The sequence below is a fragment of the Roseivivax jejudonensis genome (assembly GCF_900172265.1).
Taxonomy (GTDB): Bacteria; Pseudomonadota; Alphaproteobacteria; order Rhodobacterales; family Rhodobacteraceae; genus Roseivivax; species Roseivivax jejudonensis.
Genome location: NZ_FWFK01000006.1, coordinates 215,359 through 237,581 on the forward strand (window position 1 = coordinate 215,359; position 22,223 = coordinate 237,581).

Consider the following 22,223-nt stretch of genomic DNA (forward strand, 5'->3'; position numbering starts at 1 on the left):
CACGATGACGCCTGTCCGCGCAGGGGTGGGGGAACCGCGGCGCCAGCTCTGGCATAACGTGCATGACCCAAGCTCGTTTATGAGGTTGCCGTGCGCCCCCATGTGTCCAATCCCTTCCGGCTCGCCACCCTGCCGATCGCGATCGGCGCGGCCTGCCTTCCCGTCGCCGCCCAGGCCTATGTCGGCCCGGGCGCGGGCCTGACCGCGATCGGCACGCTGATCGCGCTGGTCGCGGCCGTCCTGCTCGCGATCGTCGGGTTCGTCTGGTATCCGATGAAGCGCATGATGCGGAACCGCGCGGAGCGGCAGGACACGCGGACCGCCGGCGCTGGCGGCGAGGGACGCCGCGAGTGATCATCGCGGCCCTTTCGCTGGGGCTGATCGCGTTCGTCGGCGTTCTGAGGATACTGCGCGCCGAGGCCGTCGCGCGCCGGATCGTGACGACCGCGCAGGACGCGCTGCAGGTCATCAGCACCCCCGACCTTTCCGACATCGAGAAGGAGCGGAGGGTCCGGCGCGCCTCCCTGTCGCTCTTCGCGCGCTTTCTGGCGATCGCCGGCATCGGCCTGGCCTCGTTCGCTGCGGCGGCGGCCATCGTCTGGGGTGGCGCGGCTGCCGGTCTCTACGGTCTCGACGCGGCCATGTCGGCGGCGGTGGGCTGGCCCTTCCTCGTCGGATCGACCCTCTGTGCCGTCGCGCTCTGGCTGGCGCTCGACCGGATCGGCGGAAAGCGCGAGACCCCGGCCACGCAGACCGGCGAGGTGCCCTACGGCCCGATGGAGCAGGCCCTTCACAACTTCGCCTTCGCCTCGCCCGCCCGGCAGCGCCGGCTCGGCGCGCTCGAGACCCGTCTCTATCGCAGCCGGATCGACGAGGACCGCGCCGCGCGGCCGGTGTTCGTCACCTCGCTGCCCCGGGCGGGCACCACGATCATGCTGAACGTGCTGGCCGAGACGCCCGAGTTCGCATCGGCGACCTACCGGCACATGCCGTTCACCCTGGCGCCGCTTCTCTGGGGGCGCATCGCGCCGATGATCCAGAAACCCGCCGCGCGCACCGAACGCGCGCATGGCGACGGGATCGAGGTGTCGGGCGACAGCCCGGAGGCGTTCGAGGAAATGCTGTGGATGGCATTCTGGCCCGGACACTACCACGCCGACCGGATCGAGACATGGAGCGCCCGGGATCACGACCCGGCCTTCGCGCGCGCCTTCCGCACCCACATGGCCAAGATCGTCGCATCGAAGCCCGGCGCGACCCGCTACGTGTCGAAGAACAACGCGAACATCGCGCGCCTGCCGCTCATCGACACGATCTGCCCCGACGCCGCGATCGTGATCCCGGTCCGGGATCCGCGGGCGCAGGTCGCGTCACTGATGCGCCAGCACGCGCGCTTTCTAGACCTTCACACGCGCGAGCCGTTCGGGCGCCGCTACATGGAAGGCGTCGGGCATTTCGAGTTCGGACAGGCGCTGCGGCCGATCGCGTTCGGCGGAACGGCGCCTGATCTCGAGACGGCGACCGGCCCGGATTTCTGGCTGCGCTACTGGATCGACGCCTACGAGCACGTGCTGGCGACGGCCTCGCGGAGTGCCGTCTTCGTCGACCACGACGCGCTGTGTGCCGCGCCGCACGAGACCCTGCCGGCACTCGCGGAGGCCATCGGCGCCGATGCGACGGACGCCGTCGTCGATCGCGCCACGATCTTCCGGTCACCCGGCCCGCCGCCCGAGATCGACGGCGGCAGCCCGCCGCTGCTGGGGCACGCGCGGGGTGTGCATGCCGCGCTCTTGGACCGTGCGCTCGCGTCCTCGGCCCCATCTCACCGCAGAAGGGTCATCGCATGAGCAAGCCGCCCCTGTCGGACCGCCTGGCCCCGGTGGTCTTTGCCGTCTCCATCGGGGTCCTCGGCATCGTCTACGGCACCGTGGCCTCGTGGTGGAGCTGGTTCCCCGCCCCGCAGCTCGGCCTTGCGCACCGAACCTACGTGGATCTCAAGGATAACTGGCGAAACGACATCGGGCTCGAGCCGACCCGCCACCTGGTGCCCCCCGGCGGCACCGAAACACCGGATCCGGAGCGTGGCTTCACCGCGCATCAGCCGCAAAAGGCGCAGGGCGGCTTCACCCTCGTGTCCGGTCTCAACACCGACCCCGAGGGCACGTTTCACACGGTCAGGCTCTACGATCCGGACGGGGAGGAGGTGCATCGCTGGCCGATCCCCTATGCCGAGCTCGATGGCGACATCCGGCCGCAGAACACGATGCTGCACGGCATGGAGGTCTTCGAGGACGGCTCCATCGCCGTGACCTTCGACACCGGGCAGGTGCTGACCCGGCTCGATTCCTGCGGCGAGCCGATGTGGAGCAACATCGACTGGTATCACCACACCCTGACCCGGGACGGGCAGGGCAACATGGTCACCTGGCGCGGCGAGACGATCGTCTGGGTCGACGAGGACACCGGCGAGGAGGTCCGCAGCCTCGATCTGCGCGGAACCATCGCGCGCGGGAACGACCGCGCCCAGCAGGGCTATCTCGATCTGCGCACGGTCACGCTCGACAACACCAACGGCGAAATCCGGTACGGCCACGACCCGTTCCACCCGAACGATGCCGAACCGCTGACCGAGGACATGGCCGATGCCTTCCCGATGTTCGAGGCGGGCGACGTGATGATCAGCCTGCGCGAGATAAACCTCGTGGCGGTTGTCGACCCCGAGACGGGCCGGATGAAGTGGTGGCAGCACGGACCTTGGCTCAAGCAGCATGATCCCGATTTCCAGCCCGACGGAACCATCACCGTGTACGACAACAACCCCGGCACGAAGGTGTCGCGGATCATGCGCGTCGACCCGCAGACGCGCGAGGTGAGCATCGACTTCACCGGCTCCGAGGAGGTGCCGTTCTACTCGTGGCGGCGCGGCAAGCACCAGGTCCTGGCGAACGGCAACCTGCTTCTGACCGAGGCCGAACGCGGGCGTCTGCTCGAGGTCGATCCGACCGGCCAGCTCGTGTGGGAGCGTCACATGGTCTGGGACGCGGAGTCGAACGTGATCGTCACCGAGGCGCGCAACATCCCGGAGGACTTCTTCGCGGACGGTGTCCCGAGCTGCGCGAGCGAGGTTGCGGATTCGTCTGACACGGCGCCGCGGCACTAAGCGAGACGCGCGCGTCGTTTGCGCTGAGGCCCCAGCGGGGACACCTGGAAAGGCGACTTCTCCGCCGCGAGGGCGATTGAAGACCTCGACATCGGACCGATGGCGCTTGCGATACGGATGCCCTCGGCGTGACGGGCGACAGGGGTTCGGGCCGGTCCTCCGTGCGGTCAAGGTGCGGGGCGCGTCCTGCGTCGAGACGCGGGCTTGCAGGTCGAGATCCGCAGCGCCTCGTAGTCCGGTCCATTGGACTGAGTGTGCGCCAGGAATTCGGCGGGTGCCGGGAACAATGCCGGGGATCCGCTGTTACGGGGCCCATCGACACCTCCGAAATGGCCGCAGGCCGACCGGGAGGAGCGCCGAATGCCGACGCAACACGGGAGGGCAGAGATCGACCTTCGGCAGCAGATATCCGTCGCCACGCTGCCCGCTGCGGGAGCCACGCCAGCCACGGCATCGGTGTGCCGCGTTGCCTCGAAACGAGCGGCCCTTCCGAAGGGTCCACGTCGTTCGCTCCGGGCGATTTGTCCGTGTCCTCGCTCGGAGGGGACCTCCGGCCCGTGTCCGCATCCCGCCGGTGCACGCGGGCCGGAGACTCGTTTCGGAGTGGCATCCCGTCGGTTGCGGCCCGGCCGTCGTGCGTCACCGCGACCCGAATGCGACGCAGTATCGCCAGAGGGTCCGGGTGCGATCATGGCACGGACGAGACACCCGGCACAGGGCGCATCATCGGCGGCCGTGTCGTTCGAAACTGGCAAATCAAGCGAATTGGGGCTTACAGTGGGATGCACGTATCCGGTCGCCGACCGGCGTCCGCGCGGGCCGCACCGGCCGCCGATGTACGCGTCATCCAGTCCCGCACCTTAGGAGTGGCATTTGAAGACACCGAACCATTCGCCGAACGTCCAAGGCGCGCCAAGAGCGGAGCCGTTGGACGCGGCCCTGTCCCGCCAACTCGAGCGCATCGAGACCGAGGACACGCCGGAGAACCTCCTCAAGCTGGCGCGGGAGCTTCAGATGCTTCTTCGCGACAAGACGTGACGCCGGCAGCGCGCCAGATATTCAGCCGCGCGGCCGCTATGCACGCTTTGCCCTTGCAGCGCGCGTGGAGGCCCGGCGATTGCCTCGCGCGGGTACGGCGTGCGCGCCGACCGGATGGCGCGCCGCCGATCGCGTGCGGCGCGTCACGACGCAGCGCAACAGGAGGCGCAGGACATGCACAGGCATGACGAAGGCCAAATTCTCGATGTCGAACTGACCGTGGAGTGGCTTCCGGCGCTGCGGGCCTATGCGCGCACGCTGACCCGGCACGATGCCGATGCCGACGACCTGGTGCAGGAGACACTGAAGAAGGCCATCGCCAACCGCGACAAGTTCAGGGCAGGCACGAACCTGCGCGCCTGGCTCTTCGCGATCATGCGCAACACGTTCTACAACAACATCAAGCGCGCGCGGCGCGAGGTCACGGGGTCCGCCGATTGCATCGCGGGCACGGTGTCCTCTCCGGCCACGCAGGAATGGACGATCCGCGGGCAGGAGATGCTGGCCGCCATCCACCGCCTGCCCACGCATTACCGCGAGATGCTGATCCTCGTGGTGATGCTGGGAGAGACCTACGAGCGCGCCGGCGAGATCTGCGGCTGCACGATGGGCACCGTGAAGAGCCGCGTGAACCGCGCCCGCGCGATGGTCGTCGCCGACCTCGAAGGGTCACCGGACAGGTCGTGATCCCGTAGCCTGCCCGGACGCCCGCACCAACGTCAGATCATCGGCTCGCCGCCGGTCACGGCGATGGTCGCGCCCGCGGTATAGCTCGAGGCCGGATCGGCCAGCATCACGTAAGCGCTTGCCAATTCCGCAGGCTGCGCCGGGCGCCCCATCGGCTTGTTGGCGCCAAAGTTCTCGTGGTCGGGGATCGTGGCGGGGATGAGCGGCGTCCAGACCGGCCCCGGCGCCACGCAATTGACCCGGATACCGCGCGGGGCGAGCATCTGCGCCAGCCCGGCTGTGAAGTTCTGGATCGCCCCCTTGGAGGCCGCGTAGGCCAGGAGCCCGGGATTGGGACGGTCGGAGTTCACCGAGGCGCTGTTGATGATCGATCCGCCTTGCGTCATCCGCGGCACCGCCGCCTTGCACAGGAAGAACATGGAGTGGATGTTCGTGCGGAACGTCGTCTCCCACTCCGCATCCGAAATATCCTCGAGCGCATCGACATGGGCCTGGTGCGCCGCGTTGTTCACCAGGATGTCGAGCCGCCCGAACGCCTCGTGCGTGTCCTCCACGAGCCGGCGGCAATGCTCCGCATCCTGAACGTCGCCCGGTGCGAGAAAGCCGCGGCGTCCCGCCCCCTCGACCAGCGCAAGCGTCCGCTCGGCATCCTCCTTTTCCTCGAGATACGAGATCATGATGTCGGCCCCTTCTCGCGCGAAGGCGAGCGCGACCGCGCGGCCGATCCCGCTGTCCGCGCCGGTGATCAGCGCGGACATGCCGTCGAGCTTGCCGGAGCCACGATAGCTCTGCTCGCCGTGATCGGGTTCCGGCGACATCGCGCCGGTCTCTCCGGGCAGGCTCTGGCCCTGGCTTTCGAACGGCGGTGTCTTGTCGGTCATGCTGACCTCCTCTCGGCCTCGTTTCGACTGTTGCGCGAACAAGGCCGGGCCCGGGATGTTCCCGGCGCTCGGTTCGGCCCGGACGGTGTCGCGTGCGCGATCGAAACGAAGGTCCCCGCACCGATCCCGACGCGTGCGTCAACGGCCACACGACCGCGACCGAGGCCGGCATCGCGGCGCGCGTCCGAAACGGCCGGGCGTCCCGCCGCGACGACAGGGCTGGCGGTTTTCGGATGTCCGGGAACATTTCCCGGGTGCGACTGTTTACGCGCTCGCGTCAACCGGTCACACTGCCTATGCACTCGCGACTGGCCCGGAAGACCGAAGCGGCCGCCACGACGCCCGTGGCCCTCAACGCGGTGCGATTGGAACACGAATGACCTCTCGAGACGAGCTGACCGTGGTCGGCATCGGCGCCTCCGCCGGTGGGATCGAGGCGCTCGAAACCTTTTTCCATCAACTCGGCAAGCCGCGCGGCATGGCCTTCGTGGTGATCACCCACCTGAACCCCGACCACGAAAGCCACCTGCACGAAGTGCTTGGCCGGCAGGCCAGCATCGATGTCAAGGTGGCCGAGGCCGGGGACATGCTGGCCGAGGGCCGCGTCTACGTAATGCCCGAGGCGAGCCTATTGCGGCTGCGCGACGGACGGATCGAGCTGGAGCCGCTGTCGGTGTCCGGTCCGCGGCAGAACCCGATCGACGTGTTCTTTTCCTCGCTGGCGCAGGATCGGGGCGACCGCGCGGTGGGGATCGTGCTGTCCGGCAGCAATGCCGACGGCACGCTCGGCACCAAGGCGATCAAGGAACGCGGCGGCATCACGATGGCGCAGGCGCCGGACACCGCGAACGGCCCCGGTCACCCGAACATGCCCAAAAGCGCCATCGCGACGGGGCTCGTCGACTTCGCGCTCACCGTCGAGAGCATGCCTGAGACACTGCGCCGGCTGGTCGACAGCCGGTCGACCTTCGACGAACTGGCCGAGGCCGGCGACGAAACCGCGCTCGACTCCGAGCTCGAAACCGCGTTCGACCTTCTGCGCAGCCATTCCGGCCGGGATTTTTCAGGCTACAAGCGGCGCACCTTCCTGCGCCGCTTGTCGCGACGCGCGCAGGTCGTCGAGGCCCCGACGCTCGGCGAGTACGTGCAGCGGCTGCGCACTGATCCTTCGGAGGTGATGGAGCTCTACCGCGACCTGCTGATCAACGTGACGCGCTTCTTTCGCGACGCGGAGGCCTTCGACGCGCTCGAGACCCAGGTCATTCCGGAGCTTTTCCGCGACCGCACGCAGGCGGACATGGTGCGCGTCTGGGTTCCGGGCTGCGCCACCGGAGAAGAGGTCTATTCGCTCGCCATCCTGCTCCGCGAACAAATGGATCGTAGCCCGGACGGTCCGACCGTGCAGATCTTCGCCACCGACATCGACGAGCCCGCGCTCGATGTCGCGCGGGCGGGCCGCTATCCCGAGGAGTTCGTTTCGCCCGTCAGCGAGGCGCGCCGCGCGCGCTTTTTCCGGCGCGAGGGGCGGCAGTTCGTCATCACCAAGGAGGTGCGCGACCTCTGCGTGTTCTCGCCGCACAGCGTCATCTCGGACCCGCCTTTCGCGCGGATGGACCTTCTTTCATGCCGCAACCTCCTGATCTATTTCGGCCGAGAGTTGCAGGACCAGGTCATCCCCACCTTCCACTATGCGCTGAAACCTGGCGGCTATCTTTTCCTCGGCACATCCGAGAGCATCAGCCGTCAGCACGAGCTCTTCACGCCCGTCGACCGTCAGCAGCGTATCTTTCGCAGCCGAGAGAACACCTCCGCGCATCCCGGCGTGCCGTTCGCGTTCCAGGCCGACTCGTCGGGGCTCGGCAAGCTTGGCATCGGGCGGCCGAGGCCCAGCCCTGCGCGCTCCACCTACCAGATGCGCCAGCGCGTCGAGACGCAGGTGCTCGAGCGACACGCCCCGCCGCACGTGGTCGTCGATCGGCACGGCGAGATCGTCTACTATTCCGCCCGCATCGGGCGGTTTCTGGAGTTTCCCCGCGGCGCCCCCAGCCGTCATCTGCTGGACATGGCGCCGCGTCACCTGCGCCAGGAACTGAACGCCGTGCTGCGCGAGTCGATGCAGAGCGGCCTGCTCGCCGCTCGGGACACGGTCCTGATCGCGGCCGACGGCGGCGGGGAGACGGACATCCGGCTGGTCGTGGAACCCATCCGCATGGATCGCGCCGAGGAGACCGTCTATCTGACGCTCTTCACGCTGCGTGAGCCCGACGGGCGCAAGGCGGACAAAGGCGACCCCGCCGACCGGGGCCAGGATGCCTACGAATCCGAACTGCGCGAGATGCGCGAGCGGATGAATTCGACCGTCGAGGAATACGAGACCGCGCTCGAAGAACTGAAGTCCTCGAACGAGGAACTCGTCTCCGCCAACGAGGAGGCACAATCGGCCAACGAGGAACTCGAAGCCTCCAAGGAAGAGATGCAGACCCTCAACGAGGAGCTGTCGACCACCAACAACGAACTCAGCAACAAGCTCGCGGAGCTCGACCGCGCGCATGACGACATGCGCAACCTCTACGAGGCGACGCAGATCGCGAGCGTGTTCCTTGATGTCAACCTGGTGATCCGCAATTTCACGCCCGCGGCGCGGACGTTCTTCCAGCTGCGCGCGAACGATGTGGGTCGGCCCCTGAGCGACCTGGCCAACACGCTCGATGTCCCGAACTTTCGCGACCAGCTCGACGAGGTGCTGCGCGACGGCGAAATGCGCGAAGACCGCTGCGTGCCCAAGGGCAGCACAAACCACTACCTCGTACGGCTCGTGCCCTATCGCGACAAGGACAACGACATCGACGGCGTGGTGCTGACGCTGGTCGACATGACGAGCCTCGCGGAAGCCGAGGAGAACCAGCGCCTCCTGATCGACGAGCTGAACCACCGGGTGAAGAACATCCTGTCGATCGTCATCAGCGTGGTGAACGCGACGCTGCGCAACACCGACGGCCCCGAGGCGTTCGGAGAGACGGTGATCCACCGCCTGCACGGCATGGCGCGCACCTACAAGCTTCTGTCACAGCAGGAGTGGCAGGAGATCTCGCTGCGCGACCTCGTCGAGCAGGAATGCTATGCGCACGATCCGGTGCGCTTCGATATCGAGGGGGACGATGTCATCCTGTCTGCGCGCAAGTCCCTGCCCGTGGGCCTCGTGGTCCACGAACTCGCGACCAACGCGGCGAAATACGGCGCGCTGGCGAACGACGCGGGTCGCGTGCACATCGGGTGGTCGCACGAGGCAGGCTGGCTCGAATTGAGCTGGCGCGAGGTCGACGGACCGCCTGTGACTGCGCCGGACGAGGACGGTTTCGGCTGGCAACTCATCGCCGGACAGGTCGAGCAGCAGTTGCAGGGAGAACTGTCGCGCACCTTCCTGCCCGACGGTCTTCATCTGACGATCCGGTTTCCGATGAAGACACCGGCTCCGGACGCACAGCCGGTCCACTAGCCGCGTAGGAAACGCGATCGTCGACGCGAAATCGTTCGGCCGGGCCAGTCACTTGGCCCGTGTCGGCCCAAACATTGAAACCGGCAGAGGACGCACCCCTGGTGTCGAGATGGACGCTGTCGCCGTCCGTGGCCAAAGCCGGGGCCGGTGTCGCCCTGCCGGCCGCACCCGATTTCAGCGCCGCCATGCCTCCAGCTTGTCGACCACGTCCGAGGTCAGCCTCTGCAGGTCCGAGGCCGCGTCGAGATAGGGGCAGGGGTCGGTTAGGCGTTCACGCACCGCACCCATGTCGAAGCCATCGGGACCGTCGAGCGTTCCCAGCTCGTCCCAGGTGACCGGCACCGCGACCGGCGCGCCGGGCCGGGCCCGCACGGAATAGGGCACGACGGCCGTCGCACCGCGTTCGTTGCGCAGCCAGTCGACGAAGATGCGCCCCTTGCGCTTCTGCTTGGACATCGTCGCCGTGAACCGCTTCGGCTCGGCCTCGGCGAGCACATGCGCCACCGTCTTGGCAAAGGTCTTGACCGGCTCCCACCCGTGGTCGCGGCGCAGCGGCAGCCAGACATGCACACCCTTGCCGCCGGTGACCATCACGCCCGAGGCAAGGCCGAGTTCCTCCAGCCGGTCGCGCAGATCGATAGCGGCCGAGCGGACGTCTTCCCAGCCGAGCCCCTCATCGGGATCGAGGTCGAAGACGAGCCGGTCGGGCCGCTCCAACCGGTCGATGCGGCTGCCCCACATGTGGAATTCCAGCGTGCCCATCTGCGCCGCGGCAACAAAGGCCTCCGGCTGCGTGGCATACATGTAGCTGGCGGTCTCGCCGTCGCTCTCCTCGATCTCGATCTCCTTGATCGCGTCGGGGAAGCCCTTGCCGGCGTGTTTCTGGAAGAAGGTGTCGCCGTCTATGCCCTTCGGCGCGCGCAGAAGCGACAGCGGCCGGTCGCCGGCAATCTCGACCAGCCTGTCGCCCACGCGCTCGTAGTGGCGTGCGACATCGCTCTTGGTGCAGCCGGAGTCGGGGAAGACCTCGCGATCGGCGCTCGAGATGTGGATGCCGGCTATGGTCGTGGTCGCGTCTGCGTCGTCGGGGCGTTCCGGACCCACCTCGGAGGCCGGCTTGTCGGTGCGGGTTCCCTGGTAGGCGCCGTGACGGATCTGTCCGCTGTCGGTGAATTCGGTGAACTCCACCTCTATCACGGTGTCGGGGGTGACCCAGACGGCTTCCCGGGCAATGGCGTCCGGGACATCAGCGAATGGCGAGGTCTTGCGCGTCCGGAACCCTTTGGAGAGCCCCGCGAGATCCTCCTCGGAGTATCCCGTGCCGACCCGGCCGCGGTAGCGCAGACCGCCCTCCGCGGTCTCGCCGACCAGAAGCGAGGCGAACGGCCGGTCCTTGTCCGACCGCGTGAAACCGCCCACGACGAACTCCTGGCGGTTCACGCATTTGACCTTGCGCCAGGCCTTCGTGCGCGTGTCGCGATAGGGCGCGTCGATCTTCTTTGACACGATCCCTTCGGCGCCCGACTTGCAGGCCTGCCGGAAGACCTCGGCGCCGTTGCCGCGCACCTGATCGGTAAGCCGGAGATGACCGTCCCCGGGGACGCCGCGGAACAGCTCCTCGAGCCGCGCGCGCCGGTCGCTTTGCGCCTCCTTGGTCAGGTCCTCGCCGTCGATCTCCAGCAGGTCGAAGCAGAAGAACACCAGATCGCCGCCATTCGAGAGCGCGCGCTGCAGCGAGGAAAAGGCGGAGCCGCGGACCTTGGCCGCCATCACCTCTCCGTCGAGCAGCGCGCTGTCGCAGGGCAGAGGGTCGAAGGCGCCCTCCAGTGCGGCGAATTTCTCGGTCCAGTCCTTTCCGCCCCGGGTCCAGAGCGTGACGCCGCCCTTGCCGATCGCCGCGAGCGCGCGGTAGCCGTCGAACTTCGTCTCGTGCACCCATCCGTTGCCCTCGGGCGCATCCTCGACCAGCGTGGCGAGTTGCGGCTTGCGGAACTTCGGCGCCTTGCGGCTGCGGTTCGGGCGGGCCTCCTTCATGCGTTTCGCCTTTGCCTTTTGCGCGATCTCCTCGAAGTCGCGCCCCGTTGCGACAGAGGTACCGAAGCGCCCGGTGAGCGCGTCCTCTTCGCCTTCGGCATAGGCGTCCTTCTCCTTGATCAGCAGCCACGCGTCGTCGCCACCCTTCTTGAAGCGCACCAGCGCCCAACCGCCGCGCATGCGCTCTCCGGCGATGTCCATCTTGAGGTTGCCGTCCGCGAGCATGTCCTCGACGTCGGCGCGCGGTGTCCATGAACCGCGGTCCCACAGCATCACCGTGCCGCCGCCGTATTCCTTTTCGGGAATCGTGCCCTCGAAATCGCCGTAGTCGAGCGGGTGATCCTCGGTACGCTGCGCCAGACGCTTGTCGCCGACGCGCGGCGAGGGGCCTTTCGGGATCGCCCAGGAGAGGAGCACCCCGTCGTGTTCGAGTCGTAGATCGTAGTGCAGCGAAGAGGCGTCGTGCTTCTGCACGGAAAACCAGCGACTCTCGGTCTTTTTCGGCCCGGCCCTTCCGCGCGGCTCGGACGTCTTGGTGAAGTCGCGCCGGGCGTTGTAATCCTTGAGCCGGTCCGACATCACGACGCCTTTTTCTTCTTCGAGCCGGAGCCGCCTGACGATTTGGACTTCGATTTCGAAGAGCCCGAAGAGGTTTTGGAGCCGTCCGATCTAGACGACCCCGATTTCGATCCGCCGGACTTGGGCCCCTTGCCCTTGGACCCCGAGCCGCCTTTCTCGCTTTCCCCGACGCTCTTCTTCAACGCGCTCATGAGGTCGACCACGTTGTCGCCCTCGTCGCCGTCGTCATCCTCGTCGGCCTCCACGCGGGCGCTGGAGCTGTCCTTGCGCTTGGACGCGATCAGGTCCTTCAGCGCCTGGTGATAGCTGTCCGAGAAGGCCGCGGCGTCGAAGGGCTTCGTCTTGCGGTCGATCAGCTCTCGCGCGAGGTCGCGCATCTCCTCGTCGGACTCGGCATCCTCGATCTGGCTGAACATCGGGTCCGCATCGCGAATCTCTTCCTCGTAGCGCAGCGTCTCCAGCAGCAGGCCGTCGCCGCACGGGCGGATCGCGGCGAGGTGTTCCTTGCCGCGAAGCGTGATCTGACAGAGTGCGGTCTTGCCCTCGGCGCGCAGCGCGTCGCGGATCACGCGGTAGGCGTCCTCGGCCAGGTCGTCCTGCGGCACGATGTAGTAGGGACGTTCGAAATAGAGCGGCGGAATTTCTCCGGTCTCGACGAACTGCACCAGTTCCAGTGTCCTGGAGGTCTCGACCTTTAGCGCGTCGATCTCGTCGGGGTCGATGAGGATGTATTCGCCGTCGTCGGTCTCGTACCCTTTGACGATGTCGTCGGTATCGACGGGACCGACGCCCTTGACCGTCTTTTCGTAGCGCACGCGCTTGCCGGACGGCTCGTGGATCTGGCGAAAGGAAATGCGCGGACCGGAGGTCGTGGCCGGGTAGACCTCGATGGCGATGGAGACGAGCGAAAGGCGCAGCTGCCCCTTCCAGACGGCGCGTGCGGCCATGACGAGACCTCCGGATCGTTAATTTTCTAGAAACGTCCGAACCGGTCGCTGGTTTCCGTCATCGCGCAGATAAGCCGGTGCCCTCCCGCGCATGGCGCGCGACGAAACGCGGCCCCTAGGGCGATGTGTGGTCGGACTCGTAGGAGGTCGCGTGGTCGAGAAGCACCACCGAGCCGTCGCCGAAGCGTTCTGCGGTGGACGCGTCGAAGCTGATCAGGGCGACATAGGTCAGGATCGCGCCCAGGGCCACAAGAGCCGTGCCCGAGAGAAAGGCGTTCATCGTGCTCCCTCCGTGTCGGAGGCGTTTTCCTTGAGCCAGAGATCGTGGTGCTCGGCGGCCCAGTTGCGATCGACCCGGCCGCTCCACATCGCGTGGACGGCGCCGTGCATGCCCACCGAGCCGATGTAGATGTGCGCGAGGAAGACCGCGATCAGCAGGACGGCGATGGCCGCATGGATCAGCATGGCCCAGCTCATCCCGCCGAGATCGAGCCAGTAGAACGGGAACATCAGCGTGACGCCGGTCAGGACCATGACCAGCCCGCCGAGGATCGCCGACCAGAAGATCAGCTTCTGCCCGGCGTTGAATTTCCGGGCCGGCGGGTGGGGGCCGTCATCGGAGAAGAAGCCGCCTCCCTGTGCGAGCCACTGCGCGTCGAGCCTGGAGGGCAGGTTCTTGGCGGTCCACATCACCGCCATGATCAGAATCCCGAGAAAGAAGGTCGGCGCAAAGAGCACGTGACCCCAGGTCGACCACCAGCCGAGCGTGCCCATGGCGCGCGCGCCGAGCGGCACGAACAGCGTTTCGCCGTAGGCGATGGCGAGGCCCGTGAACGAAAGGCCGAGGAAGCTGATCGCGGTCAGCCAGTGCGTTGCGCGCTCGAGGAATCCGAAACGTTTCACCGTCCTGCCGCTCTTGCCCCGGCGGATCGGCACGCGTCCGCGCAAGGCGAGCACCGCGGACAGCAGGAACGCCATGCCGAGGATCGCCAGCGCGCCCATGTGGGTGATCACGTCCGACATGCCGATACGCCAGTCGCGCGCGAACGGACGCTCGAACAGCGCGGCGTTGGCGTAGGGCAGGGAGGAGCGGCCCTCAACGCGGCCGCTTTCGTGCATCATCGCGGCCGAGTCGTCGTCGGGAACGGCCCATGCAGCGGTAAGGCTGCTGCCGTCCTCCAACGGGGCGGTCGTCAGCCGCGTGCCGGGATCGAGCGCGCGTTCCGGCACGTCGCCCTCTGCGCTCGGGCCCGTCCGGAACCGCTCGTCCTGCAGGCGCGTGCGGGCGGTCAGTGTCTCGGCCACCAGCGTACCGCCGCCGGTGCGCGCTCCGGGCGTATCCGGCCCTTCGGTCGCGGCGGAGCTCCAGGCGACCTCGGGGGTCACCGTGTCGCCACCCCCCAGCATGAAGACGATTTGCCAGGCCAGGAGCACCAGGAAGAGGAGCGCCGAGAGCGCTCCGGCGATTCTGTAACCGGTGAAGTCGCGTCCCCGGACGCCGCCCGCTGCATCGCTCATCCCGCATCCCCCGGATAATAGGCCGTGTTCCAGCCCCAGGCCCCCGAGCCGAAGCCGCGATGGACCACGCGCTCGCGATAGATCTCGCCGATCGTCTCGCCGTCGCCCGCGAGGAGCGCGCGCGTCGAACAGACCTCGGCGCAGATCGGAAGCTTGCCCTCGGCGATGCGGTTCGTGCCGTACTTGCGGTACTCCGCCTCGGAATGGTCCTCTTCAGGGCCGCCGGCGCAATAGGTGCACTTGTCCATCTTGCCGCGGCTGCCGAAGAGGGTCGATTTGGGGAACTGCGGCGCGCCGAAAGGGCAGGCGTAGAAGCAGTAGCCGCAGCCGATGCAGGTGTCCTTGTCGTGCAGGACGATGCCGATATCGGTCTGGTAGAGCGTGGAGGTCGGGCACACCGAAACGCAGGGTGCGTCCGTGCAGTGCATGCAGGACGTGGCGATGGATTTCTCGCCGGGCTCGCCGTCGTTGAGGGTCACGACGCGGCGTCGGACGAGGCCCCAGGGCACTTCGTGTTCGTTCTTGCAGGCGGTCGCGCAGGCATTGCACTCGATGCAGCGCTCGGCGTCGCAGAGAAACTTCGCTCGGGCCATGCTGCCTCCTCAGGCTTTCTCGACGCGGCACAGGGTCGCCTTGGTCTCCTGCATCTGCGTCACGATATCGTATCCGTAGGTCTGGACGGTGTTCGACGCCTCGCCGACGACGTAGGGCTTCGCGCCCTCCGGGTAGCGATCGTGGATAGGCTCCCCCATCCACATTCCGGCAAAGTGGAACGGCATGAACACCGTTCCGGGACCGACACGGTTGGTGATCAGGGCCTTGACGCGGATGCGGCCCTCGGGCGTCGCGACCCAGACCCAATCACCGCTGCCGATGCCGGCATCGCCGGCGTCTTGCGGGCTGATCTCCGCGAACATCTGCTGCTGGAACTCGGCCAGCCAGGGATTGGACCGCGTTTCATCGCCGCCGCCCTCGTATTCGACCAGTCGTCCGGAGGTGAGCGCGAGCGGAAACTCGGTGCTGTAATCCTCCTGCTGAATCGACCGGTAGAGCGAGGGCAGGCGCCAGACGTTCCGATCCTCGAAAGTCTGGTATTCCGGCAGGAGGTCCCGCCGGTTGGTATAGAGCGGTTCGCGATGGAGCGGCACCTCGTCGGGGAAGGTCCAGACGACGGCGCGGGCCTTGCCGTTGCCGAACGGAGCGAGACCGTGAGCGATGGCGACGCGCTGCACCCCGCCTGACAGGTCGGTCTTCCAGTTCACGCGCGCGATCTTCTCCGACAGCGCCATGTCATCCGTGGGGTCGCCCTGGATGTTCGCGCGCAGATACGCCTCGATCGCGGTGAGCGCGTTGTCCGGATAATTGGGGAAGAAGGAACGCGCATCGTCCGGCTGCAACCGCTCGCCGCCGTCGGGGGCCGAGTTCTGCCAGGACCCGTCTATCTGGGCCGGGGCGCCGTCTCCGCCGCCCGACCCTCCGGTGCCGCCCGTGCTGCGCACCGCGTCCTCGAGCGCTGTCATCGCGTCTTGCACGTCCTGATCGGACATCTCGAACATCTCCCAGCGGAAGCGGTCCGATGCCACGGCGACGATCATCAGCTTTTCGCGGTCGGTCAGTTCGTTCGCCCAGCCGAGCGCTTCGAGCATGTGGACGGTGATCTCGGGATAGCCGTCCTCGATCTCGGAGCCCTCGGTCCAGCTGTCCTCGGCCAGAAGGTTCTCGCCCTCGTGCTCCACGCCCCAGCGGGCGCGGAAGGGCAGGCCGCCCTCGGCCACGGATTTGGACACGTCGTAAAGCAGCGGCGTGCCCGGGTGCCCTTGTTCGGGGCGGCCCCAGGATGGCCAGGGCAGGCAGTAATAGTCGCCGTCGACGTCGCCGCCCTTGCCGAGCAGGGTGATGGAATCGAAGCGGTCCTGCTGTTCCATGTGCGTCTTCAGCCGCTCCGGACTTGGTCCCGTATAGCCGATGGTCCAGGTGCCGCGGTTGATCTCGCGCAGCGTGTCCTCGGGGCTGGGAAGATTGTTCTCGACGCCGATGTGTTTCCACATCTGGTCCGCGAAACCGAGCCGCTCGGAAAAGCGGTAAAGGATCTCGGTATCGGCCTTTGCCTCGAAGACCGGGTCGATGACCTTCTCGCGCCACTGGATCGAGCGGTTCGAGCTGGTCACGGACCCAGCCATCTCCATCGTCGTGCCGGACGGCAGGAGGTACATGCCGTCCTGCAGGTCGGCCTCGATGGCGGTCTGGGTCGGGTAGGGGTCGACCACGACGACGAGGTCGGCGGCCTTCCAGGCCGCCTGCCGGTCCGGCCCGCGTGTCTGGCTGTTGGACGCGTGACCCCAGAAGAACACCGCCTTGAGCGGCACCGGCTGTTGCAGCGCCTCGCCCTCTTCGAGCACGCCGTCGGCCCAGCGGCTGACGGGGATGCCGGGCGCTTCCATCATCTCCTTCGACGCGAAGCGTCCGCGCATCCAGTCGTAGTCGATGTCCCAGACCCGACCCCAGTGCTTCCACGCGCCCTCCTTGAGCCCGTAATAGGCGGGCAGGGTGTCGCACGAGACGCCCAAATCGGTCGCGCCTTGCACGTTGTCGTGGCCGCGGAAGATGTTCGCGCCGCCGCCCGACTGGCCGATGTTCCCGAGGATCAGCTGCAGGACCGATGCAGCGCGCGTCTTGTTGTTGCCGATGGTCGACTGCGTCAGACCCATGCACCAGATGAGCGTGCCCGGCCGGTTCTCGGCCAGCGTGCGTGCGACGCGGCGAAGCTGTTCGGGCGGGATCCCCGACACCCGCTCGACCTCCTCCTCGGTCCAGCGGGACGCCTCCTCGCGGATCTTGTCGATGCCGTAGACGCGCTGCCGAAGGAAGCCCTCGTCTTCCCAGCCGTTGTCGAAAATGATCTTGGCCAGACCCCACATGAAGCCGACGTCCGCGCCGGGGCGGATGCGGACGAACTCGTCCGCGTGCGCGGCCGTGCGCGTGAAGCGCGGGTCGACCACGATGAGCGGGGCGCCGTTCTCCTTGCCGTTCAGCACGTGCAGCATGGAGACGGGGTGCGCCTCCGCCGGATTGCCGCCGATGATGATGATCGACTTCGACTTGCGGATGTCGTTGTAGGAATTGGTCATCGCGCCGTAGCCGAAGCTGTTGGCGACGCCCGCAACGGTGGTTGAGTGGCAGATGCGGGCCTGGTGGTCGACGTTGTTGGTGCCCCACAGCGCCGCGAACTTGCGGAACAGGTAGGCCATCTCGTTCGAGAATTTGGCGGATCCCAGCCATTCCACCGCGTCGGGACCGTGCTCTTCGCGGATGCGCATGAGCTCGGCACCGATTTCCTCGATCGCCTCGTCCCACAAAATACGCACCCATTCGCCGTTCTCGCGCTTCATCGGATACTTCAGCCGACGTTCGCCAAGCGCGATCTCGCGCGTCGCGGCGCCCTTGGCGCAGTGCGTGCCCTGATTGATCGGGCTCTCGAAGACCGGCTCCTGCCCCGTCCACACGCCGTCCTTGACCTCGGCCCAGATGGAGCAGCCGACCGAACAGAACGGGCAGACCGTCTTGTGACGCGCGGTCTGCATGGCCGCGGCGCGGGGAGCATCTTCCTGGGCCTGGGCGACGAGCCCGCCTGCGCCGCCGACGGCGCTCAGCCCACCGATGGTCAGGCCGGACCGTTTGAGGAAGCTGCGGCGGTCGAGCCCGGCGCGATCGTCGGCGGCGGCAAAAGCCGGACGGGCTGGACGGGGCGCTGTTCGGCGTTTGAGCAAGCTGGCCTCCCTCGCGGCTTCAGGTGCGGGCGAGCGCGTAATACGTCCGGACGTGATCGGTATCGCGCATCACGGGGTCGTGGCGCGGTCGTCCGTCCGGGCGCAGCGCGTCGGGCTTGGTTTCGTGCGCGGCAGCGACAGCCGGTGCGACCGTGGCTGGCAGGACCGCGAGGCCGCTCAGGACGGAGCGGCGCGACGGGGCATCGGACGACATCGGAACCTCCGCGTCAGATGTGATGGAGCCACTGAAAGTTCCGCATCGCCGATATGTTCCAGAAAAATTTGCGAATGCTCATATCGCAACCGCGCGCCGGCGGCGGTGTGCCTGCACCGGCTTTACGGCTGGCACCTCGGCGGTTCCCGGGAACAACCCGCCGGCCCGCCTGTTTCCGCCTCTAGCAAGCCAGACGTCGCACGCGATCGGAGACACCATGAAATTCAGCTTCACAGTCAACCGGCGGTCCCGATCGCTGGACCTCGACCCGCGCGTGTCGCTTCTCGACGCGCTGCGCGATCATCTCGGCCTGACCGGAACCAAGAAAGGGTGCGACCACGGGCAATGCGGCGCCTGCACGGTGCTGGTCAACGGACGGCGTATCAATTCGTGCCTGAGCCTCGCCGTCGCGCACGAAGGCGACGAGGTCACCACTGTCGAGGGTCTGTCCAACGGCACGCTGTCGCCGCTCCAGGCCGCGTTCGTAGAGCATGACGGCTTTCAGTGCGGCTTCTGCACCCCCGGACAGCTCTGCTCCGCGACCGGCATGCTGGGCGAGATCGAAGCCGGCTGGCCCAGTCATATCAGCGCATCGCTCGACGGCGAATACGAGCTTTCGCAGGATGAACTCTCCGAGCGCATGAGCGGCAACCTCTGCCGGTGTTCCTGCTACCCCGGCATCAATGCCGCGATCCGCCAGGCGGCCGAGACGGAGCGGGACACATGAGACCTTTCGATTACATCCGCGCCGAGGATCCTGCCGCGGCCCGCAGCGCCGCCGCCGGATCGAACGCGGCATTTCTGTCCGGCGGCACCAATCTTCTGGACCTCATGAAGCTCGAGGTGATGGCGCCCGACACGGTGGTCGACATCTCCCGCCTCGGGCTCGATGCGATCGAGGACGACGGAGACGGCCTTCGGATCGGCGCAACCGCAACGAACAGCGACCTCGCGGCCGACATGCGTGTGCGCAAGCACTGGCCGGTGCTGTCCCGTGCCCTGCTGGCCGGTGCGAGCGGTCAGTTGCGCAACAAGGCGACCACCGGCGGCAACCTGCTCCAGCGCACGCGGTGCCCGTATTTCTACGACACCGATACGCCCTGCAACAAGCGCACGCCCGGCGAGGGCTGCTCCGCCATCGGTGGCGAGACCCGGAACCACGCGATCCTCGGGACCTCGGATCACTGCATCGCGCTTCACCCGAGCGACATGGCCGTGGCGTTGCGCGCGCTCGACACGACGGTCGAGGTCGAAGCGGCCGACGGCACGTCCAAGAGCTACGAGATGGACGATTTCTACCGTCTGCCGGGCGACACGCCCCACCGCGAGACCGTGTTGGAGGCGGGCGACCTCATCACCGGCGTGCGGCTGCCGGCGCCCAAGGGCGACCGACAGATCTATCGCAAGGTGCGCGATCGGGCATCCTACGCCTTTGCGCTGGTGTCGGTCGCGGCGGTGATCCGTATGGAAAACGGCCGCATTGCGCATGCGGCGTTGGCGTTTGGCGGGCTCGGCACGAAGCCGTGGCGCGATCCGGATTTCGACACTCTGCTGACCGGCGAGGCGCCGTCACGCGCGCTGTTCGACGAGGCCGCCGATGTCCTGCTGGGCCGAGCGGTGTCCCACGGCGGCGATGATTTCAAGATACCGATGGCGCGCCGCGTGTTGCGGGCCGTGCTCGAGGAGGCAACCCAATGACGCTAGACCTGAAGGTGGACGGACAGAGCGAGGATCGCGCCGAAACCTATGCGCAGGGCATCCTCGGCACGCCGGAGGACCGTCCGGACGGGCATGCGAAGGTGTCGGGTGCGGCGACCTATGCGGCCGACGACCTGCCCGAGGGATGCGTCTTCGGCATGCTCGTGCGAGCGCCGGGACACGGCGGCGTGACCGTCCTGAACGAGGATGAGGTGCGCGGCACCGCCGGGGTGCTGGCGGTGATCCGCGACCCGCGGATGATCCGGAACGCCGCGCAGGGCACCGCCAATGCCGCGCCGGTCCAGGGCGTCGACCAGGCCGACTACATCGGTCAGCCGGTGGCGCTGGTCGTGGCGGAAACGGCCGAAGCGGCGCAGCACGCCGCCCAGAGCCTGAGATTGCGCACCGATGGCGAGGCGGGGCCCGTCAATCCGGACGACGTCGAGGCCGAGGGCGAGCCTGACACGATGGGCGATCTCGACGCGGCAATGGCTGACGCCGCGCATGCTCTCGACGTCGTCTACACCACGCCCAGCATGACGAGCGCGCCGATGGAGCCGCATGCCGCCGTCGCCTGGTGGGAGGGTGACCGTCTCACCGTCCGCTCGGCGTTGCAGATGCTCAAGTACAACCGGAACGAACTGGCCGACAGCCTCGGGATCGATCCCGAACACGTCCGCCTGCTGGCGCCGTTCGTCGGCGGCGGATTCGGCTCGAAGCTCGGCATTTCGGCCGATGCGGTTGCGGCCGCCATCGCCGCGCAGGAGCTGGGCCGTCCCGTCCGGGTCGTGCAGCACCGCCGGCAGGTGTTCGAGACGGTCACGCGCCGGTCGGAGACGCGTCAGCGCATCCGCCTCGCCGCGGACGACCGGGGCCGGCTGACCGGGATCGGGCATGAATCGCTCGTGTCGAACCTGCCCGACGAAGCGTTTTCCGAACCGGTGTCGCAGGCGACGTATTTCGCCTATGCCGGGGCCCATCGCGTGATCGGCGAGCGGCTCGCCCGGCTCAACCGGCCCGCCAGCGGGTCGGTCCGCGCGCCGGGCGAGGCGGTCGGCGTCACGACGTTCGAATGCGCGATGGACGAGCTTGCCAGCGAGGTCGGGATCGACCCGGTCGAACTGCGCCTGCGCAATATCCCTGACAAGGATCCGCACAGCGGCCTCCCGTTCTCGTCGCACACGCTCGCGCGTTCGCTGAACGAGGGCGCCGCGCGGTTCGGCTGGGCGGATCGCCCGTCTTCGCCCCGGGCGCGCCGCGAGGGCGAATGGTGGATCGGCACCGGCATGGCGGCGGCCTTCCGCGTCAACATGATGTTGGAGGCGGAAGCCCGCATCACGCTGACGCCCGACGGCGCGGTGGTCGAGACCGACATGACCGATATCGGCACGGGCACCTACGCCATCCTGACGCAGATCGCCGGCGAGGCACTGGGGCTGCCCGTCGACCGCGTCGATGTGCGGCTCGGCGACACGACATATCCGCCGGGCTCCGGCTCGGGCGGATCCTTCGGCGCGGCCACCACCGGCAATGCCGTATGGCTCGCCGCGCAGGAAATCCGGCAGGCGATCGCGCAGCGGATGAATTGCGCCGAGAGCGACCTGACGCTGAAGGACGGCACCGCGATCTGCGGCAACACCAGCCGCGCGGTGGTCGAGCTTCTGGACGGCGCATCGCTGGAGGGGCATGGCCACGTCACGGGCGGCAAGGCGTTCCAGGACGTGCGTCAGTCGACGTTCGGCGCGCATTTCGCCGAGGTCGCGGTCAGTGACGTGACCGGCGAGGTGCGGGTGCGGCGCATGCACGGCACCTTCGGAGCCGGGCGCATCCTGAACGAGAAGACCGCCCGGTCGCAATGTCACGGCGGCATGACCTGGGGCATCGGCATGGCGCTGACCGAAAACATGGTCCACGACCGCCGCGACGGGCACATCGTCAACCGCGACTTCGCCGAATACCATATGGCCGTGAACGCCGACGTGCCGCCCCTCGACGTGCACTTCCTCGACGAGCGCGACCCCTGGGCCGGGCCGTTGCAGGCCAAGGGGATCGGCGAGCTCGGCATCTGCGGTGCGGGCGCGGCGGTGATCAACGCGATCCACCACGCCTGCGGCGTACGCGTTCGCGATCTCCCGGCGACGCCGGACCGGGTGCTCGCGGGTCTCGAATAGCCGCACCGCGCGGAGGACGCGGCCGACCGGCAG

16 protein-coding genes are annotated in these 22,223 nt (G+C 67.7%); 8 read left to right on the plus strand and 8 right to left on the minus strand.

Annotated elements, in window-relative coordinates:
• Positions 1–90 precede the first annotated feature (90 nt).
• The 4 genes from ROJ8625_RS16430 to ROJ8625_RS16445 all read left to right on the plus strand — a co-directional run bounded on the left by ROJ8625_RS16430 (position 91) and on the right by ROJ8625_RS16445 (position 4,885).
• Complete coding sequence (locus tag ROJ8625_RS16430; RefSeq protein ID WP_143535154.1) at positions 91–354, plus strand: hypothetical protein; 264 nt, start codon at positions 91–93, stop codon at positions 352–354.
• Positions 351–1,847 carry a sulfotransferase gene (locus ROJ8625_RS16435; protein ID WP_085793014.1) on the plus strand — a complete coding sequence of 499 codons (1,497 nt, stop codon included), beginning with the start codon at positions 351–353 and terminating at the stop codon, positions 1,845–1,847. The genes ROJ8625_RS16430 and ROJ8625_RS16435 overlap by 4 nt, the downstream gene beginning before the upstream one ends.
• Complete coding sequence (locus ROJ8625_RS16440; protein WP_085793015.1) at positions 1,844–3,160, plus strand: arylsulfotransferase family protein; 1,317 nt, start codon at positions 1,844–1,846, stop codon at positions 3,158–3,160. Before ROJ8625_RS16435 ends, ROJ8625_RS16440 begins: the two co-directional genes overlap by 4 nt.
• 1,212 nt (positions 3,161–4,372) lie before the next feature.
• Positions 4,373–4,885, plus strand: a complete 513-nt coding sequence (locus ROJ8625_RS16445; protein ID WP_085793016.1) for a sigma-70 family RNA polymerase sigma factor — start codon at positions 4,373–4,375, stop codon at positions 4,883–4,885.
• 32 nt (positions 4,886–4,917) lie between these two features.
• Here the strand turns inward: ROJ8625_RS16445 and ROJ8625_RS16450 are convergent, their stop codons facing one another.
• Complete coding sequence (locus ROJ8625_RS16450; protein ID WP_085793017.1) at positions 4,918–5,766, minus strand: SDR family oxidoreductase; 849 nt, start codon at positions 5,764–5,766, stop codon at positions 4,918–4,920.
• A 376-nt stretch (positions 5,767–6,142) separates the two neighbouring features.
• Between ROJ8625_RS16450 and ROJ8625_RS16455 the strand changes: the two genes are divergently transcribed.
• Complete coding sequence (locus tag ROJ8625_RS16455; RefSeq protein ID WP_085793018.1) at positions 6,143–9,262, plus strand: CheR family methyltransferase; 3,120 nt, start codon at positions 6,143–6,145, stop codon at positions 9,260–9,262.
• 174 nt (positions 9,263–9,436) lie between these two features.
• Here the strand turns inward: ROJ8625_RS16455 and ligD are convergent, their stop codons facing one another.
• The 7 genes from ligD to ROJ8625_RS16485 all read right to left on the minus strand — a co-directional run bounded on the left by ligD (position 9,437) and on the right by ROJ8625_RS16485 (position 18,321).
• Complete coding sequence (ligD, locus tag ROJ8625_RS16460) at positions 9,437–11,875, minus strand: DNA ligase D (protein ID WP_085793019.1); 2,439 nt, start codon at positions 11,873–11,875, stop codon at positions 9,437–9,439.
• Positions 11,875–12,822 carry a non-homologous end joining protein Ku gene (ku, locus tag ROJ8625_RS16465; RefSeq protein WP_085793020.1) on the minus strand — a complete coding sequence of 316 codons (948 nt, stop codon included), beginning with the start codon at positions 12,820–12,822 and terminating at the stop codon, positions 11,875–11,877. The genes ligD and ku overlap by 1 nt, the downstream gene beginning before the upstream one ends.
• A 115-nt stretch (positions 12,823–12,937) precedes the next feature.
• Positions 12,938–13,102, minus strand: coding sequence for a hypothetical protein (locus ROJ8625_RS21070; protein WP_159456789.1), 165 nt, complete (start codon positions 13,100–13,102; stop codon positions 12,938–12,940).
• Positions 13,099–14,340 (minus strand): formate dehydrogenase subunit gamma, encoded by a 1,242-nt coding sequence (locus tag ROJ8625_RS16470; RefSeq protein ID WP_085793021.1) that lies wholly within the window; start codon positions 14,338–14,340, stop codon positions 13,099–13,101. The genes ROJ8625_RS21070 and ROJ8625_RS16470 overlap by 4 nt, the downstream gene beginning before the upstream one ends.
• Positions 14,337–14,933 carry a formate dehydrogenase FDH3 subunit beta gene (fdh3B, locus tag ROJ8625_RS16475; RefSeq protein WP_085793022.1) on the minus strand — a complete coding sequence of 199 codons (597 nt, stop codon included), beginning with the start codon at positions 14,931–14,933 and terminating at the stop codon, positions 14,337–14,339. Before fdh3B ends, ROJ8625_RS16470 begins: the two co-directional genes overlap by 4 nt.
• Before the next feature lie 9 nt (positions 14,934–14,942).
• On the minus strand, positions 14,943–18,107 hold the full coding sequence (locus tag ROJ8625_RS16480; RefSeq protein WP_085793023.1) for a formate dehydrogenase subunit alpha: 3,165 nt from the start codon (positions 18,105–18,107) through the stop codon (positions 14,943–14,945).
• Positions 18,108–18,126: 19 nt separating this feature from the next.
• Positions 18,127–18,321 carry a hypothetical protein gene (locus ROJ8625_RS16485; RefSeq protein WP_085793024.1) on the minus strand — a complete coding sequence of 65 codons (195 nt, stop codon included), beginning with the start codon at positions 18,319–18,321 and terminating at the stop codon, positions 18,127–18,129.
• 217 nt (positions 18,322–18,538) lie between these two features.
• On the opposite strand from ROJ8625_RS16485, the gene ROJ8625_RS16490 reads away from it, so the two are divergent.
• Genes ROJ8625_RS16490 through ROJ8625_RS16500 form a run of 3 tightly spaced genes read left to right on the plus strand, consistent with a single transcriptional unit; the run spans position 18,539 to position 22,190 of the window.
• The gene (locus ROJ8625_RS16490) at positions 18,539–19,048 is read left to right on the plus strand and encodes a 2Fe-2S iron-sulfur cluster-binding protein (RefSeq protein ID WP_085793025.1); all 510 of its coding nucleotides are present in this window, start codon (positions 18,539–18,541) and stop codon (positions 19,046–19,048) included.
• A complete protein-coding gene (locus ROJ8625_RS16495; protein ID WP_085793026.1) occupies positions 19,045–20,019 on the plus strand; it encodes an FAD binding domain-containing protein in 975 nt (324 codons plus the stop codon). The genes ROJ8625_RS16490 and ROJ8625_RS16495 overlap by 4 nt, the downstream gene beginning before the upstream one ends.
• Entirely contained in the window at positions 20,016–22,190 is a 2,175-nt protein-coding gene (locus ROJ8625_RS16500) for a xanthine dehydrogenase family protein molybdopterin-binding subunit (protein WP_085793027.1), read from the plus strand. Before ROJ8625_RS16495 ends, ROJ8625_RS16500 begins: the two co-directional genes overlap by 4 nt.
• The last annotated feature ends 33 nt before the right edge of the window (positions 22,191–22,223 follow it).

What these genes read in the sequence shown, in the direction of transcription:
- ku (WP_085793020.1), bottom strand. Translation starts at nt 12,822, where the DNA reads ATGGCCGCACGCGCCGTCTGGAAGGGGCAGCTGCGCCTTTCGCTCGTC.
- ROJ8625_RS16500 (WP_085793027.1), top strand. Translation starts at nt 20,016, where the DNA reads ATGACGCTAGACCTGAAGGTGGACGGACAGAGCGAGGATCGCGCCGAA.
- ROJ8625_RS16490 (WP_085793025.1), top strand. Translation starts at nt 18,539, where the DNA reads ATGAAATTCAGCTTCACAGTCAACCGGCGGTCCCGATCGCTGGACCTC.
- ROJ8625_RS16440 (WP_085793015.1), top strand. Translation starts at nt 1,844, where the DNA reads ATGAGCAAGCCGCCCCTGTCGGACCGCCTGGCCCCGGTGGTCTTTGCC.
- fdh3B (WP_085793022.1), bottom strand. Translation starts at nt 14,933, where the DNA reads ATGGCCCGAGCGAAGTTTCTCTGCGACGCCGAGCGCTGCATCGAGTGC.
- ROJ8625_RS16455 (WP_085793018.1), top strand. Translation starts at nt 6,143, where the DNA reads ATGACCTCTCGAGACGAGCTGACCGTGGTCGGCATCGGCGCCTCCGCC.
- ROJ8625_RS16485 (WP_085793024.1), bottom strand. Translation starts at nt 18,321, where the DNA reads ATGTCGTCCGATGCCCCGTCGCGCCGCTCCGTCCTGAGCGGCCTCGCG.
- ROJ8625_RS16450 (WP_085793017.1), bottom strand. Translation starts at nt 5,766, where the DNA reads ATGACCGACAAGACACCGCCGTTCGAAAGCCAGGGCCAGAGCCTGCCC.
- ROJ8625_RS16470 (WP_085793021.1), bottom strand. Translation starts at nt 14,340, where the DNA reads ATGAGCGATGCAGCGGGCGGCGTCCGGGGACGCGACTTCACCGGTTAC.
- ligD (WP_085793019.1), bottom strand. Translation starts at nt 11,875, where the DNA reads ATGTCGGACCGGCTCAAGGATTACAACGCCCGGCGCGACTTCACCAAG.
- ROJ8625_RS16445 (WP_085793016.1), top strand. Translation starts at nt 4,373, where the DNA reads ATGCACAGGCATGACGAAGGCCAAATTCTCGATGTCGAACTGACCGTG.
- ROJ8625_RS21070 (WP_159456789.1), bottom strand. Translation starts at nt 13,102, where the DNA reads ATGAACGCCTTTCTCTCGGGCACGGCTCTTGTGGCCCTGGGCGCGATC.
- ROJ8625_RS16495 (WP_085793026.1), top strand. Translation starts at nt 19,045, where the DNA reads ATGAGACCTTTCGATTACATCCGCGCCGAGGATCCTGCCGCGGCCCGC.